This is a genomic window from Humibacter ginsenosidimutans (assembly GCF_007859675.1).
Lineage (GTDB): Bacteria > Actinomycetota > Actinomycetes > Actinomycetales > Microbacteriaceae > Humibacter > Humibacter ginsenosidimutans.
Map to the genome: position 1 here is coordinate 315,620 of NZ_CP042305.1, position 15,810 is coordinate 331,429.

General features: G+C 68.1%; 15 protein-coding genes. 11 read left to right on the plus strand and 4 right to left on the minus strand.

Translation table 11 applies throughout. The features are described 5' to 3' along the window. The first annotated feature begins 53 nt into the window (after positions 1-53). Together ku and FPZ11_RS01555 are read left to right on the plus strand one after the other, a co-directional pair. A complete protein-coding gene (ku, locus tag FPZ11_RS01550) occupies positions 54-905 on the plus strand; it encodes a non-homologous end joining protein Ku (RefSeq protein ID WP_146317791.1) in 852 nt (283 codons plus the stop codon). An 8-nt stretch (positions 906-913) separates the two neighbouring features. Further along, complete coding sequence (locus FPZ11_RS01555; protein ID WP_246846465.1) at positions 914-1,798, plus strand: NUDIX domain-containing protein; 885 nt, start codon at positions 914-916, stop codon at positions 1,796-1,798. 19 nt (positions 1,799-1,817) lie between these two features. Here the strand turns inward: FPZ11_RS01555 and FPZ11_RS01560 are convergent, their stop codons facing one another. Together FPZ11_RS01560 and FPZ11_RS01565 are read right to left on the minus strand one after the other, a co-directional pair. After that, positions 1,818-2,273: a hypothetical protein gene (locus FPZ11_RS01560; protein WP_146317795.1), complete on the minus strand. Its 456-nt coding sequence runs from the start codon at positions 2,271-2,273 to the stop codon at positions 1,818-1,820. A gap of 38 nt (positions 2,274-2,311) precedes the next feature. Further along, on the minus strand, positions 2,312-3,118 hold the full coding sequence (locus tag FPZ11_RS01565; protein WP_146317797.1) for a DUF1295 domain-containing protein: 807 nt from the start codon (positions 3,116-3,118) through the stop codon (positions 2,312-2,314). An 85-nt stretch (positions 3,119-3,203) separates the two neighbouring features. On the opposite strand from FPZ11_RS01565, the gene FPZ11_RS01570 reads away from it, so the two are divergent. The 4 genes from FPZ11_RS01570 (at position 3,204) to FPZ11_RS01585 (ending at position 5,687) form a co-directional block, all read left to right on the plus strand. After that, a complete protein-coding gene (locus FPZ11_RS01570) occupies positions 3,204-3,836 on the plus strand; it encodes a CDP-alcohol phosphatidyltransferase family protein (protein ID WP_246846467.1) in 633 nt (210 codons plus the stop codon). Next, entirely contained in the window at positions 3,829-4,302 is a 474-nt protein-coding gene (locus tag FPZ11_RS01575) for an FHA domain-containing protein (protein ID WP_246846469.1), read from the plus strand. Before FPZ11_RS01570 ends, FPZ11_RS01575 begins: the two co-directional genes overlap by 8 nt. Positions 4,303-4,304: 2 nt before the next feature. Continuing rightward, a complete protein-coding gene (gene ftsR / locus FPZ11_RS01580; RefSeq protein WP_146317799.1) occupies positions 4,305-5,012 on the plus strand; it encodes a transcriptional regulator FtsR in 708 nt (235 codons plus the stop codon). A gap of 126 nt (positions 5,013-5,138) precedes the next feature. Then, positions 5,139-5,687 carry a MerR family transcriptional regulator gene (locus tag FPZ11_RS01585; RefSeq protein WP_146317801.1) on the plus strand — a complete coding sequence of 183 codons (549 nt, stop codon included), beginning with the start codon at positions 5,139-5,141 and terminating at the stop codon, positions 5,685-5,687. Between the two features lie 69 nt (positions 5,688-5,756). Here FPZ11_RS01585 and FPZ11_RS01590 read toward each other — a convergent pair whose 3' ends face one another. Next, the gene (locus tag FPZ11_RS01590) at positions 5,757-6,560 is read right to left on the minus strand and encodes a ParA family protein (RefSeq protein WP_146317803.1); all 804 of its coding nucleotides are present in this window, start codon (positions 6,558-6,560) and stop codon (positions 5,757-5,759) included. Positions 6,561-6,639: 79 nt separating this feature from the next. Here FPZ11_RS01590 and FPZ11_RS01595 point away from each other — a divergent pair, with 79 nt between their 5' ends. The 3 genes from FPZ11_RS01595 (at position 6,640) to FPZ11_RS01605 (ending at position 12,102) form a co-directional block, all read left to right on the plus strand. Next, entirely contained in the window at positions 6,640-10,044 is a 3,405-nt protein-coding gene (locus FPZ11_RS01595) for a pyruvate carboxylase (RefSeq protein WP_146317805.1), read from the plus strand. A gap of 156 nt (positions 10,045-10,200) precedes the next feature. After that, positions 10,201-11,583 carry a MinD/ParA family ATP-binding protein gene (locus FPZ11_RS01600; RefSeq protein ID WP_246846471.1) on the plus strand — a complete coding sequence of 461 codons (1,383 nt, stop codon included), beginning with the start codon at positions 10,201-10,203 and terminating at the stop codon, positions 11,581-11,583. A 27-nt stretch (positions 11,584-11,610) separates the two neighbouring features. Next, entirely contained in the window at positions 11,611-12,102 is a 492-nt protein-coding gene (locus tag FPZ11_RS01605) for a peptide deformylase (protein ID WP_146317807.1), read from the plus strand. 6 nt (positions 12,103-12,108) lie between these two features. Here FPZ11_RS01605 and FPZ11_RS01610 read toward each other — a convergent pair whose 3' ends face one another. Further along, positions 12,109-13,938: an AMP-dependent synthetase/ligase gene (locus FPZ11_RS01610; protein WP_146317809.1), complete on the minus strand. Its 1,830-nt coding sequence runs from the start codon at positions 13,936-13,938 to the stop codon at positions 12,109-12,111. Between the two features lie 104 nt (positions 13,939-14,042). On the opposite strand from FPZ11_RS01610, the gene FPZ11_RS01615 reads away from it, so the two are divergent. Further along, positions 14,043-14,987, plus strand: coding sequence for an ROK family glucokinase (locus FPZ11_RS01615; RefSeq protein WP_146317812.1), 945 nt, complete (start codon positions 14,043-14,045; stop codon positions 14,985-14,987). A gap of 36 nt (positions 14,988-15,023) precedes the next feature. Beyond that, positions 15,024-15,713 carry a lysophospholipid acyltransferase family protein gene (locus tag FPZ11_RS01620; protein WP_146317814.1) on the plus strand — a complete coding sequence of 230 codons (690 nt, stop codon included), beginning with the start codon at positions 15,024-15,026 and terminating at the stop codon, positions 15,711-15,713. Positions 15,714-15,810 lie beyond the last annotated feature (97 nt).

Consider the following 15,810-nt stretch of genomic DNA (forward strand, 5'->3'; position numbering starts at 1 on the left):
GCGGTGCGGTCGAAGGGTTGTCCTCCCGCGCCACGGGCTGTGCAATAGACGGTATGCGAGCCATCGGCAAGCGGGTCATCGCCTTCGGACTGGTCAACGTGCCGGTCAAGATCTACAGCGCCACCGAGGACCACGACGTGTCGTTGCACCAGGTGCACGACAAAGACGGCGGGCGCATCCGCTACCAGCGGCGCTGCGAGCTCGACGGCGAGATCGTGCCCTACGAGCACATCTCCAAGGCCTACGACGCGGGCGATCGCACGGTGGTTCTCACCGACGAGGACCTCGCCTCGCTCCCCGAGGAACGGAGCAATGAGATCGAGGTGGTCGAGTTCGTGCCGAACGCCCAGGTCGACCCGATCATGTTCGACCGCAGCTACTTCCTAGAGCCCGACTCCCGCTCCGCGAAGGCGTACGTGCTGCTGCGTCAGACGTTGGAGGCCACGGATCGCACCGCGATCGTCAAGTTCGCACTGCGCCAGAAGACCAGGCTCGGCGCATTGCGGGTGCGCGACGGCGTGCTGATGCTGCAGGGTCTGCTCTGGGCCGACGAGGTGCGCAAGCCCGAGTTCTCGAGCCTCGCCGAGTCCGTGAAGATCACCGACAAAGAGCTCGACATGTCGTCGAAGCTCGTCGCCAGCTACGAGAGCGACTTCGAGCCCGAGAAGTTCGACGACGACTACCAGATGCAGCTGCGCACGCTCATCGATGCCAAACTCGAGCAGGGCGACTCGATCGACACCGAGGCGACCTTCGGGACGGAGAACGAGGGGGAGAAGGGCGAGGTGCTCGACCTCATGGAGGCGCTCAGGCGCAGCGTGGACCGCAACCGCGCGGCCACCAAGACGGGCGAGGAGAAGTCGGCGGAGCATCCGAAGGCATCCCGGCGCAAGCGGGCCGGCTGAGCTCCGCTGTGACGCTGCAACGACGACCGCTCGGCAGCGGTGACGCCTGGGTGGACGGACCAGACGGACGACGATTCTGGGGCACCTACGGTGCGGCCGGCCTGCTCGTGGTCGATCGGCACGGCCGTGTGCTGCTGCAGCACAGGGCGGAGTGGAGCCACTTCGGCGGCACCTGGGGGCTCCCAGGCGGAGCGCGCCACGAGGGTGAGAGCGCGGCAGGTGGCGCGCTGCGCGAGGCGGAGGAGGAGGCCGGCGTCCCGGAGGGCGCGGTTCGTCGCCGTTTCGCCTCGGTGCTCGACCTCGGCTGGTGGTCCTATTCCACGGTCGTCGCGGCCGCCGAGGTCGACTTCGATCCCGTGATCGGGGATGCCGAGAGCATCGAGGTGCGCTGGGTCGCCTTCGACGACGTGGCGGCGCTGCCCCTGCACCCGGGGTTCGCCGAACGCTGGCCCTCGCTGCGACCCGATCTCGACCGCGACCCCGTCGTCGTCGTCGACGCCGCGAACGTCGTCGGCGCGAGGCCGGACGGATGGTGGCGCGACCGCGCCGCGGCCGCTTCTCGGCTCGTGGCGGCCGTCGCCCGCCTCGACGAGGCGGGCTGGCCGGCGTCGGCGCTCGGTCTGCCGCACGACGTCTGGTGGCCGCGTACGACCGTGGTGCTGGAAGGCGAGGCGAAGAGGATGCCGTCCGCCGGGCATCCCGCCGCTCCCGAGCTCGTTCTCGCGCCGCACGACGGCGACACCGCCATCGTGCGGCACGTCGCCTCCCTGCCCGACCCGGCGCGGGCCGTCGTCGTCACCTCCGACCGCGAACTCCGTGACCGGGTCCGCGACCTCGGCGCCGACACCGCATCGCCGGCCGCGCTCTGGGCGGCGGTGGACGGGCTCGGCTGACCGATCGGGCGCAGGCCGGTCAGGCGCCGGCCGGCTGGTCGGCCAGTGACGCCTTCCATTTGACCAGCGAGCGCACCGTCGCGCTCTCATCGTCGGCGAGGCGCGCCATGGCGTCCTCTGGCACGAAGTAGTTCACCGCGACCCAGCCGCGGACCATCTCGGAGCTGTCACGCGACAGTTCGCGCAGCACGTCGCACGGTGTCGCCTCGTTGCGGGCGACGCACGAGCGCACGCCGTCGTCGGGGTCGTGGGCGAGCGTCGCGAAGAGGTCGGCCGGGGTGTTGTAGCTGCTGGCAACGCTCTCGCGGATCTTCGGATTGGCATCGAGCGCGAGCACGCGCAATCGACGGATCTTGCTCTCGGTCACGGGCGGCATCGGATGCAGAGCCGCCGCTTCTTCCGCGGTGAGCATCGTCGGCGCCGCACGCCGCATCGCTTCGCGTTGGGCAGGAGTGTTGAACCGGATGCACGACATGTTTTCACTGTATGCCGGGCGCCCGACGTCTCCGGCGGTCAGTCAGCGCGTCGCGGGAACCAGGGCACGACGGCCGACGTCGTGGCGCGGTAGCCGTCGTATTCCGGGTAGCGACTGCGCGAGATGCTCTCGGTGAAGACCGTGGAGCCCACGAAGAGCAGGGTGAGCAGCACGGCGCCGAGCACCGTCCACTGCAGCACGGATCCGGCGGCGATCGTGCCGAAGAAGAAGATCACCCACCACTGCGCGATCTCGAAGAAGAAGTTCGGATGCCGCGAATAGCGGAAGAGTCCGGAGCGCAGGAACGGCGGAGCGGGATGCCGGCCAGCAGCCTGCTCGGCGGCCTTCCACCGATGGAAGTCCCACTGCTGCTGATCGGCGATCGTCTCACCGATCAGGAACGTCAGGAAGGCGATCACCGCCACCACGTCGAGCACGCCGAGCGGCGCGGGGTTCTGGAACGCCGTCCATGCGGGCAGGGTGATGAGAAAGAGCAGCACGTTCTGGTAGATCACGATGAAGAAGAGGTTGAACGAGACCCACTTCCAGCCGCCGATCCTCGAGCGCAGCAGTGCCCAGCGATAGTCCTCGCCACCGGGCGCGTAGCCGCCCTTCCGCGCGAAGTTGAAGGTGAGCCTCGCTCCCCACAGCGTCACGAGGGCGGCCATCACATCGAGTCGCGCATCGGCGAGGCCCGCGGCCACGGCGTACACCCACACGTAGACGACCGGCACGATCGACCAGATGCGGTCGACCCAGGAGTACTCCTTGGTGATCAGAGAGAGCATCCAGGTCACCACGCAGATGGCGGCGAGAATCCACAGACACACGATCACGGGGGACATGTAGTGGAGTCTATGGCCGCTCGCGCACCGAACCCCGTCGTGCTGCGGCACGCCACGCTCTCGCGCACAGGTAGCATTGCCAGGCGTGGCACAGGCATCCGAAACGGTCTCGTCTCGAGTGCTGACCGTACCCAATCTGCTGAGCTTCTTCCGGCTCGCGCTGGTGCCGGTCTTCCTCTGGTTCGTGATCGCCGCATGGGATGCCTGGGCGCTCGTCGTGCTCATCATCGCCAGCGTCACCGACTTCTTCGACGGCTACCTCGCGCGTCGTCTCGGTCAGGTGTCTCGGCTCGGGCAGCTGCTCGATCCTGCGGCGGATCGGCTGTACATCTTCGCGGCGCTGATCGGGCTGGCCTGGCGCGACCTTCTGCCGTGGTGGCTGGTCATCGTGATCATCGCGCGCGACGTGATGCTGCTCGTGCTCGGGGTCGTGCTCGCCAATCACCGGCACGGGCCGCTTCCCGTGCATCACCTGGGAAAGATCGCCACCTTCGCGCTCCTCGTCGCTCTGCCCGTGCTGATGCTCGGCGAGGCCTTCCCGGTGATCTCCGCGGTGTCGCAGCCGGTCGGCTGGGCGATCGCGCTGTGGGGTGCCTTCCTCTACTGGTGGGCGGGCATCCTCTACATCAGGGAAACGGTTCGCGTGGTGCGCCGGTCGCCTGACATCGACGCCCCTGCATCCGATACGCTTTCGGGAGAGGAGGTCGACGGTGGCTGAGCAGAACGACCCGAAACGCGACGCGCAGCGAGACCCGGGGGACGACACGACCGCCGGATTCGGTGAGGATTTCGCCGCGGCGATGAACGCCCAGGCGGCGGGGGTCACCCCCGAGGAGCGAGAGGCGATCAACGCGCTGCCCAGCGGGTCCGCGTTGTTGATCGTGCGCCGTGGTCCCAACTCCGGCGCGCGCTTCCTGCTCGACGCCGACGTGACGACGACGGGGCGGCATCCCGATGCCGACATCTTCCTCGACGACGTGACGGTGTCGAGGCGTCACGCGGAGTTCATCCGGCACGGCACGGCTTTCGAGGTCAGAGACCTCGGCTCGCTGAACGGAACCTACTTCGACGGCGTTCGTGTCGAGAGCGCCATGCTCGCCGACGGCGCCGAGGTGCAGGTCGGCAAGTTCCGGCTCACCTTCTACGCCGCCCGCCCCGACCTGGACGCCGCGGCGTCGGCCTGATCGTGCGGGGGTCGGCACAGGCACGCGACTCAGCCGCCGGCCGTGGGTCCGCACTGCTGAGCATCGGTCAGGTCCTGGCGCAACTCACCCCCGATTTCCCCGATCTCGCGCCCTCCAAGCTTCGGTTCCTCGAAGAGCAGGGACTCGTGACTCCCGCGAGAACCGCGTCGGGCTACCGCAAGTTCTCCCCGGCAGACGTCGAGCGGCTTCGCACGATCCTGACGCTTCAGCGCGACCATTACCTGCCGCTCAAGGTCATCCGTGCCTACCTGGTCGAACAGGATGCCGGTCGCACGCCGATCCTTCCCGGCGTCACGGGTCCGAGCAGGCCGACCATTCTCTCCACCGGCCGTCGGCTCAGCCGCGACGAGCTGCTGGCCGAGGCCGGCGCCCCGTCTTCCCTTCTGCAGGAGGCGATCGCCGCATCCCTGCTCACGCCGGCCGACGTCTACGGCGACGACCAGCTCACCGTGTTGAAGGCCTTGGTCGAGCTGCACGGTTCGGGCATCGAACCCCGCCACCTGCGCGGCCTGCGCGCGTCGGCGGAGCGCGACATCGGGCTCATCGAGTCCGCGCTGACCGCCGTGGCGCGACGAGGAGACGCCAGCGCCAGGGCGCGTGCCGGCGAGGTCGGACGCGAGCTGGCCGACGATCTGGAGACCGTGCGCGCGAGCATCGTGCGGGCATCCATCGCCCGGCTGTGGCCGTGACGTCCGGCTCCGGCGCGACACGCCGCCTGCTCGAATGCGGATGTCGTTGATCGCCTCGCCGAGCGCGGTTACCGTGGAACGTACGCCAAGCGTGAGCTGCGTGCCTGGGGTGAGAGGAACTGGAGCATGACCGAAGTGCGTCGAAACGAGGATGCTCGTTACGATCTCGGGTTCCTCTTCACCGATGGCCTGCCCGAGATGGATGACGTGTCCGGCTACCGAGGAGCGGTCGCCGCTCGCGCGGCGGGCATCAGCTATCGCCAGCTCGACTACTGGGCTCGCACCGGGCTCGTGGAGCCGACGGTGCGCGGCGCGGCGGGCAGCGGTTCGCAGCGCCTCTACGGCTTCCGTGACATCCTCGTGCTCAAGCTCGTCAAGCGTCTGCTCGACACCGGCATCTCGTTGCAGCAGATCCGCACGGCTGTGGAGCAGCTGCGCAAAGAGGGCGTGAACGATCTCGCCCAGACCACGCTCATGAGCGACGGCGCCAGCGTCTACCTGTGCACCTCGAACGATGAGGTGATCGACCTGGTCGGTCGCGGCCAGGGCGTGTTCGGCATCGCCGTCGGCAAGGTGCTGCGTGAGGTCGAGACCAGCCTCGTCGAGCTGGATGTCCAAGCCTCCGACCCCATGGACGAGCTCGCCGCTCGTCGGGCGGCCAAGAAGATCAGCTAGCTCGCATCACAGCAGCTTCACCGCGAACAGCGAGGGCGTCGCCGCGCTGCAGTGAGCCGGTGGACGCTCTCAGTTCTCCGCGTAGTCGCCCATGCGGGCGGTGCGCAGCACGCGCTCCAGCAGCAGGTCGAAGTTGTGCGCCATCTCCTGTGCGCTCTCGCCGGGCCACACGTGAAGAGGCTTCGCGGCGCCCTGTGCCTGCTGCAGGGAGGTGCGCTCGGGCAGTTGAGGGGAGAGCACGAGCGGGCCGAACATGTCGCGCAGCTCCTTGATGCGGAACTGGTGCTCCAGGGACTGCACACGAGCGCGGTTCACGATGATGCCGAGCGGCTGAAGGCGAGGGGAGAGCCCGCGGCGGATCTCCTCGATCGCGCGAAGGGCGCGGTCGGCCGCGGCGACGGAGAACAGGCCGGGCTCGGTGACCACGGAGACGCGGTCGCTCGCGGCCCACGCGGTTCTGGTCAGAGCGTTGAGCGACGGTGCGCAGTCGATCAGCACCAGGTCGTAGTCGTGCTCGACGTTGGCGAGGGCCTCCTCGAGCTTCCAGATGTCACGGATCGAGGGATGCGGTCCGTCGAAGTTGATCGCCGAGGGGCTGCCGACCATCACGTCGACCTTGCCGCTGCGGCCGCGCGTCCAGCCGCTCGGAGCGATCGCCGCCCGCACCACCTTCTCCTTCGGAGAGGCGAGCACGTCGGCCACGTTCAGGTGCCCGGCGACCGCGATGTCCATGCCGGTGGAGACGTCGGACTGCGGGTCGAGATCGACGACCAGGGTGCGCAGACCCTTCGCGAACGCAGCGGAAGCGAGTCCCAACGTCACCGTCGTCTTGCCGACACCGCCTTTGAGGGAGCTGACGCTGAGCACATGCACAAGACGCAACGTTACCGTCAGTAGTCTTAGAGAACCTAACCGTTCGCTGAGCGGCGTGTGCCCCGCCAGAGAGGCTCGAATGTTCACGAAGATCCTGGTCGCCAATCGCGGGGAGATCGCCATTCGGGCGTTCCGCGCGGCCTACGAACTCGGGGCGAAGACCGTCGCGGTGTTCCCCTACGAAGACCGCAACTCGCTGCACCGCATGAAGGCGGACGAGGCGTACGAGATCGGCGAGCCGGGGCATCCGGTGCGCGCCTACCTCGATGTGGACGAGATCATCCGCGTCGCCCTGCACGCCGGCGCCGACGCGATCTATCCGGGATACGGATTCCTCTCCGAGAACCCCGATCTGGCCGAGGCTGCTGCGGCGGCCGGCATCACGTTCATCGGCCCCGACGCCGATGTGCTGCGCATGGCGGGCAACAAGGTCACAGCCAAGGAGCATGCCGTGGCCGCCGGTGTTCCCGTGCTCGCGTCGACTCCGCCTTCCCGCGACATCGACGAGCTCATGGCCGGCGCCGATGAGATCGGATTCCCGATCTTCGCCAAGGCCGTTGCAGGCGGCGGCGGTCGCGGGATGCGCCGGGTCAACAGTCGGGACGAGCTGCGCCCCGCCCTCGAAGAGGCGATGCGCGAGGCAGACAGCGCCTTCGGCGACCCGACCATGTTCCTCGAGCAGGCCGTGCTGCGTCCGCGACACATCGAGGTGCAGGTGCTGGCGGATGCCACGGGTCACACCGTTCACCTCTTCGAGCGCGACTGCTCGGTGCAGCGTCGGCACCAGAAAGTGCTGGAGATCGCACCGGCACCGAACCTCCCCGACGCGACGCGACAGGCCCTGTACCGGGATGCCATCGCCTTCGCCTCGTCCATCGGGTACGTCAACGCGGGCACTGTCGAGTTCCTGCTCGACACCGCGGGGGAGCGTGCAGGCGAGCACGTGTTCATCGAGATGAATCCGCGCATCCAGGTGGAGCACACGGTCACCGAAGAGGTCACCGACGTCGACCTCGTGCAGTCGCAGATGCGTATCGCCGCGGGGGAGACCCTCGACGATCTCGGCCTGCACCAGGAGACGATCCAGCTGCACGGCGCGGCCATCCAGTGCCGCATCACGACGGAAGACCCGACCCAGGGGTTCCGGCCAGACACGGGCACGATCACGACCTACCGTTCGCCGGGTGGCGGCGGCATCCGTCTCGACGGCGGCACGACGGCGGCCGGCGCCCAGATCAGCCCGCACTTCGACTCCATGCTCGCCAAGCTCACCTGCCGAGGCCGGGACTACGGGGCGGCCATTCTGCGCGCGAGGCGGGCTCTGGCCGAGTTCCGCATCAGGGGTGTGTCCACGAACATCCCGTTCCTCCAGGCGGTGCTCGACGACCCCACCTTCGTCGCGGGCGATCTCAGCACGTCGTTCATCGAGGAGCGTCCGCAGCTGCTGCGCGGCCGCGTGTCGAAAGACCGTGGCACGAAGCTGCTGAACTGGCTCGCCGACGTCACCGTGAACCAGCCGAACGGCCCTCGCCCGGCTGTCGCAGATCCGGTGACGAAGCTCCCTCCGATCGACCTCGCTGCTCCGGCGCCCTCCGGCTCGCGCCAGCGGCTCCTCGAACTGGGACCTGCCGAATTCGCTCGCGATCTGCGGACCCGCTCCGAGCTCGCGGTGACCGACACCACGTTCCGCGATGCGCATCAGTCGCTGCTGGCCACCCGAGTGCGCACGAGGGACCTGGTCGCCGTCGCCCCTCATGTGGCACGGCTCACCCCGCAACTGCTTTCCGTCGAGGCGTGGGGTGGCGCCACGTACGACGTCGCGCTGAGGTTCCTCGGCGAGGACCCGTGGGAGCGTCTCGCCGCGCTGCGCGAGGCGCTGCCGAACATCAACATCCAGATGCTGCTGCGCGGACGCAACACGGTCGGCTACACGCCGTATCCGACGGAGGTGACGGATGCCTTCGTGCACGAGGCGGCGGCCACCGGCGTCGACATCTTCCGCATCTTCGACGCCCTCAACGACGTGAACCAGATGCGACCTGCCATCGAGGCGGTGCTGCAGACGGGCAGCGCCGTCGCCGAGGTCGCCGTCTGCTATACGGGCGACGTGCTCGACCCTGGCGAGAATCTCTACACCCTCGACTACTACCTGCGTCTTGCAGAGAACATCGTCGATGCTGGTGCGCATGTTCTGGCCATCAAGGACATGGCAGGGCTCCTGCGTCCTGCTGCGGCAGCCACCTTGGTGAGTGCGTTCCGCGAGCGTTTCGATCTTCCCGTGCACGTGCACACCCACGACACGGCGGGCGGCCAGCTGGCGACTCTGCTCGCCGCGAGTGCGGCGGGCGCGGATGCCGTCGACGTGGCGAGCGCGCCGATGGCAGGCACGACGAGCCAGCCGTCGGCATCCGCGCTGATCGCGGCGCTGGCGAACACGGAGCGGGATACGGGCATCCCGCTGGCCAACGTGATGGACCTCGAGCCGTACTGGGCCGCGGTGCGCGAACTGTACGCACCGTTCGAGTCCGGCCTGCCGGGGCCGACGGGCCGCGTGTACAGGCACGAGATCCCCGGTGGGCAGCTGTCGAACCTGCGTCAGCAGGCCAAGGCGCTCGGGCTGGCCGAAGACTTCGAGCTCATCGAGGACATGTATGCGGCGGCGAACCGCATTCTCGGCCGCATCCCGAAGGTGACTCCGTCGTCGAAGGTCGTCGGCGATCTCGCCCTGCACCTCGCCGCGGTGCACGCCGACCCCGCCGAGTTCGAGGCCAACCCGCAGGCGTACGACATTCCCGATTCGGTTGTCGGTTTCATGGCGGGCGAGCTCGGCGACCTTCCCGGAGGATGGCCGGAGCCGTTCCGCAGCAAGGTGCTCGAAGGCAAGACCGTGCGCGTCGGCGTCACCGAGCTGACGCCGGAGGAGAAGGCCGGTCTGGCCGCCGAGTCGGGGGAGCGTCGGTCCACGTTGAACCGGCTGCTGTTCCCGGCGCCGTCCCGACAGTTCGACCAGGTGCGAGAGCTGTTCGGCGACGTCTCGGTGCTCGACACGGCCGACTACCTGTACGGCCTCTCGAACGCGGGGGAGCACGTCATCGAGCTGGCCCCCGGCGTGCGTCTCTACGCGGGTCTCGAGGCCATCGGCGAAGCCGACGACAAGGGTGTGCGCACGGTGATGACCACGCTGAATGGACAGCTGCGACCGGTCTTCGTGCGCGACAGGTCGATCACCGTCGAGACGAAAGCGGCCGAGAAGGCCGATCCGGATGCTCCCGGCCAGGTCGCCGCACCCTTCTCGGGCGTCATCACGCTGAAGGTGCAGGTGGGTGACCGTGTCGAGGCAGGCTCGCAGGTGGCATCCATCGAGGCCATGAAGATGGAGGCCGCGATCACCTCGCCCGTCTCGGGAACCGTGACCCGGCTGGCCGTGCCGACGACGCAGCAGGTCGACGCCGGTGACCTGCTGATCGTCGTCACCGGCGACTGACGAACCACGGCTGACACACCGCAGTCCGGGCCGGAAAATCCTGCCCGGGCGGCGGTGCGTCGCGGCGATACACTGGGGCTCGACGCGGGGGAGGCGTTTGTGGCTGCGAGCGGAAGTACGAGTACGAAGAAGTCCGGATCTGCGCGGGGAGTGGCGGTGAAGGAGGGCGGTGGCTCCGGCGGAAGGCCGGGCACGGACTCCGGCGGAGACGTCGAGCACCGCAAGCCGACGTCGTCGCGCAAAGCGACGCAGACAGCCGACGTCGACACGATCGATCCGAGCGACGAGAGCCTCGAAGGACGCGACATCGTCGTGACCGAGTCGGGCAGCATCAATGTCGTGGTCGATCTGCCGCCGGCTCCTGTCGCGGCACCGCCCGCCGACGAGGCGGCGGTGGCCATCGACGATGTCGTCGTCGACCCGTCGCGTCCGGTGCACACGCAGACGGCGTCCGTCACGATCGTGACGGCGCATCCGGTGGTCGAAGCGCCGCTGCCGCCCGTGCGCACGGTGCTGCCGAAGCAGGTCGAGGTGGAGGTCTCTTCCGGATGGCGGCAGCCGTCCCGCAGGAGCAGGCGGAGCGGTGAGGTCGCCGAGGTGCCGGAGTCCTCAGCGATGCTCACCGCGGACAGGCTTCTCGTTCCCGGGCGATTCGGCAGGCCGGCACCGGAGGGCGGGGCACGCCTGTTGCTCTACAAGGCGACGTTCGGTCTCGCCAATCTCGGCGACTCGCCGAAGGTGCGTGCCCGCAAAGAGCTGGACAAGCGCATCCAGCGTCCGCTCGACGGCGGTGCGCGCTTCGTCCCCGTGCTGACGCGCAAGGGCGGGGTCGGCAAGACCACGGTGAGCGCTCTGCTCGGCATGGCTCTGGCCGACCAGCGCGATGACCGGATCGTCGCCATCGATGCGAATCCCGATCGCGGAACGCTGTCTGAGCGGGTTGCACGGCAGACGGATGCCACGGTGCGCGACGTCGTTCAGCGTGCGGCCTCCATCACGGGCTACACCGACTTCTCCACGCTCGTCTCACGCGACGTGACGCGGCTCGACGTGCTGGCGTCCGACACCGATCCGCAACTGTCCGAGGCGTTCAACGAGAACGACTACAACGTGGTGGCCGACCTCGCGTCGCGGTACTACTCGATCGTTCTGACCGACTGCGGCACCGGCATCGTGCACTCGGTCATGCGGCCGACGCTGCGCCGAGCCGACTCCATCGTGATCGTCTCGGGCGGCAGTGTCGACGAGGCCCGGTTGGCGTCGGAGACGCTCACGTGGCTGGAGGCGAACGGCTATGGCGAGCTCGTGCGCAACGCGGTGATCGCGCTGAACACGGCGACCCAGGGCACGAGCCTCGTCAACGTCGAGGAGATCGAGGCGCACTTCCTCTCCCGCGTCCGGCAGGTGGTGCGCATCCCTTATGATCCGCGGCTCGCGGCGGGGGCTGCGATCGAGTATCACAAGCTGCGACCCGCCACGATGCATGCCGCCAGGGTGTTGGCGGCGCTGGTCGTCGAGGGGCTTCCCGCCACCAAGTGAGCGACGGCATCCCGGTAGGATTGCGGGATGCCCGACCGCCCCATCCGCCTCTACGGCGACCCTGTGCTGGCCACCGTCTCCGATCCCATCGAGGCGATCGACGACGGAGTTCGTGCGCTCGTCGCCGACCTGCTCGACAGTGTGCAGGTGCCGGGGCGCGCCGGAGTCGCGGCGTGCCAGATCGGTGTCGGGCTGCGCGCGTTCAGCTACAACGCCGACGGCGAGATCGGCTACCTGATCAATCCCGAGGTCGTCGAAGTGCGGGGTGAGCTCGAAGAGATCGATGAGGGATGCCTGTCCGTCCCCGGCCTCTGGTTCCCGACCCCGCGACACCCGTACGCTCGCGCCCGCGGCATCGACCTCGACGGCAACGAGGTGTTCGTCGAGGGCACGGGCACGCTGGCGCAGGCGCTGCAGCACGAGACGGATCATCTCGACGGCATCGTCTACCTCAAGCGACTCCTGCCCGAGCGCCGCAAAGAGGCGATGCGCCAAGTGCGCGAGTCGAACTGGTTCTGACTCACCTCAGCGCAGGCTGAAGCCCTCGGTGGACGGGGCGTTCGAGTAGAGGCCCTCGACCTGCGTGTTGAAGTCCTTCATGATCTCGTTGCGCTTGATGCTCAGCTTCGGCGTCAGGTGACCGCTGGCCTCCGTGAACTCGATCGGCAGGATGACGAACTTGCGGATGGACTCCGCACGGGAGACCTGCGCGTTCGCGGCATCCACGGCCTTCTGCACCTCGGCCAGCACGGCGGGATGCTGCGCCGCGACCTCGAGCTCCATGCCGGCGTCGAGCCCGTTGTTGTTCAGCCAGACGGGAAGCATCTCGGGGTCGAGTGTGACGAGTGCGCCGATGAACGGTTTCTGGTCACCGACGACCACGACCTGACCGACGAGGAGGTTCGCCCTGATGTGATCTTCGAGCACAGCGGGAGCCACGTTCTTCCCGCCCGCTGTGACGATGATCTCCTTCTTGCGGCCCGTGATGGAGAGGAATCCGTCCTCGTCGATGCTGCCGAGGTCGCCCGTCTTGAACCAGCCGTCCTCGAACGCGGCGGCCGTCTGCTCGGGGTTGTTCCAGTACTCCTTGAAGACGTCGTTGCCCTTCACGAGGATCTCGCCGTCGTCGGCGATGCGGATCGCGACGCCGGGGAGCGGGATGCCGACCGTACCGATCTTCGATCGCTGCGGCAGATTCACCGTGGCGGGAGCCGTGGTCTCGGTCAGGCCGTAGCCCTCGAGCACCTTGATGCCCATGCTGTGGAAGAAATGCCCGAGCCGTGCACCGAGCGGTGCGGATCCCGACACCGCGTAGCGCACGTTGCCCCCCATCGCGGCGCGCAGCTTCGCGAACACGAGCCTGTTGTACAGCGCGAACTGCAGGCGCAGCCCGAGGGGGATGGACCCCCCGGCTTCCTGTGCCTTCGAGTACTCGATCGCCACGTGGGCCGCCTTGCGGAAGATCCCGCCCTTGCCGCCCGACTCCGCGTTCTGCTCCGCGGAGTTGTAGACCTTCTCGAACACACGCGGCACTGCGAGCAGGAAGCTCGGCTTGAACGTGCCGAGCGAGGGCAGCAGATTGCGGGTGTCCGGCTGGTGCCCGACCCGCACGCCGCCGTGCACGCAGAGCACGGAGATGAAGCGGGCGAACACGTGCGCCAGGGGGATGAAGAGAAGGGTGGATGCCCCATTCGAGTCCGACACCAGCTCGTCGAGCGCCACTGCCGCGTTGCGCGAGAGTTCGACGAAGTTGGCGTGCGTGATCACGCACCCCTTGGGGCGTCCCATGGAACCGGACGTGTAGATGATGGTGGCGAGGTCGTCCGCGTTCGCCAGAGAGCGACGACGAGCGATCTCCTCGTCCGGCACCTCCGACCCCGCTGCGACGATCTTCTCGAGATCGCCGAGATCGATCTGCCACACGTTCGTCACCAGCGGCAGATCGGCTGCCACCTCGTCGAACCGTGCGAAGTGGTCTGCGGTCTCCAAGAAGACGGCACTGGCTCCGGCGTCGCTGAGGTTCCATTGCACCTGGGCCGGCGAGCTGGTGTCGTAGACGGGTACGAGCACCGCTCCGGCGTACCAGGCCGCGAAGTCGATCAGCGACCATTCGTACCTGGTGCGGCACATGATGCCGATCTTGTCGCCGGGCTGCACGCCGGAGGCGACGAGACCCTTGGCGAGGGCGATGACCTCGGCCTCGAACTCGGCCGCTGTCACGTCGTTCCACCCGTCACCGGCCGGCTTGGCGAAGAGCACGCGCTCCGGCGTCTCGGCGACGCGCAACGCAAGCAGATCTGCGGAGTTCGCGCTCGGGTCGACGGGAACGACGGCGGGCGTCTCGGCATGGTTCACGGGGTAGCTCCTTCGGCACCGGTACAACCACTACACTCTATGCTGCATCGGTCGCCTGCTCTGACGGCCTTCCTCCCACCCCTCGGCGAAAGGCGGCACGCGGCGTGCAGGCGATCGGAATCGACATCGGCGGCACGAAGATCGCGGGGGCTCTCGTCGACGAGCTGGGCACGATCATCCGCGAAGACCGTGTTCCGACGCCGAAGCAGTCCGACGCCATCGAAGACGAGGTCGTCGAGATGATCACGCGGCTCGGCGACGGCGCCGACCCGGTCGGCGCCGGTGTCGCGGCCGCCGGTTTCATCGACGCCGCGCAGTCGACCGTCTACTACGCGCCCAACATCGCGTGGCGCAACGAGCCGCTTCGACAGAAGATCGAGACGCGAGTGGATGTCCCGGTCATCGTCGAGAACGACGCCAACGCCGCAGGCTGGGCCGAGTTCCGTTTCGGTGCCGGCCGCCTGGTGAGCGACATGGTCATCCTCACGATCGGCACGGGCGTCGGGGGTGCGATCGTCACCGACGACCGCCTCTTCAGGGGCGGGTTCGGTGCAGGCGCCGAGGTGGGACACATGCGGGTCGTTCCGGGCGGCCTGCTCTGCGGGTGCGGCGCGCGCGGCTGCATCGAGCAGTACGGCTCGGGCAGAGCGCTGCAGCGCTACGCCAACGAGCTCGCCGATCAGGGCGGCATCGGCCAGGCGCTGGCCGACGTGCGCTCGCGCAACGGCGCCCTCAACGGGCCGGACATCAGCGCGTTGATCCAGCAGCACGACCCGGGAGCCCTCGCTGCGCTGCGGCAACTGGGGGACTGGCTCGGTCAGGCGAGCGCCAGTCTGAGCGTGGTCCTCGACCCGCAGATGTTCGTGTTCGGCGGGGGAGTGGCGCAGGCCGGCGAGCTGTTGCTCGAGCCGATCCGCAACGCCTACCTCGAGAACCTCCCGGCCCGCGGATACCATCCCGAACCGGAGTTCCGTATCGCCGAGCTCGTCAACGACGCGGGCGTCGTCGGCGCCGCAGATCTCGCTCGCGTGCACGCCATCAGCCATTAAGCTGCATCTGCACGCTACGGAAGGGTTGCATCGAGAGTGTTCTACTGGCTGCTGAAGTACGTGTTCGCAGGCCCCGCGCTGCGTGCGATCTTCCGGCCGTGGGTGATCGGTCTCGAGAACGTTCCGAGGAACGGCGCCGTCATCCTCGCGAGCAACCATCTCTCATTCATCGACTCGATCTTCCTGCCGCTCGTGGTCGGCAGGCACGTCTCGTTCCTCGCCAAGAGCGACTACTTCACCAGAAGAGGTCTGCTCGGCTGGCTCACTAAGACCTTCATGAAGGCGACGGGGCAGCTGCCCATCGACCGCGGAGGCGGACCCGCGTCCGAGGCATCCCTCAACACCGGCCTCGGCGTGCTCGCCAGGGGCGAGATACTCGGCATCTACCCGGAGGGCACGAGAAGTCCCGACGGTCGGCTGTATCGCGGTCGCACCGGTGTCGCGCGCATGATCCTCGAGGGTCGCGTTCCCGTGGTTCCCGTCGTCATGGTCGGCACGCAGGCCATCATGCCGATCGGCTCCAAGCTGCCCCGCATCAGGCGCGTCGGCGTGGTCTTCGGCGACCCGCTCGACTTCTCCCGCTTCGAGGGCCTGGAGGGCGACCGCTTCATCCTGCGCTCGATCACCGACGAGATCGTCTACTCGCTGCACGCCCTCGGCGGACAGGAATACGAGGATGTCTACGCCTCGACCGTCAAGGAGCGACGCCCCAGCGTGGCCCGGTAGGCTCGGTGACGTCTTCTGCGTCATCGACGCGCCTCCCTTCAGAAGTGGAACTCCCCGAAGTGTTGCTCGACCACACCGAACCCGTCGTTCCCGCCGA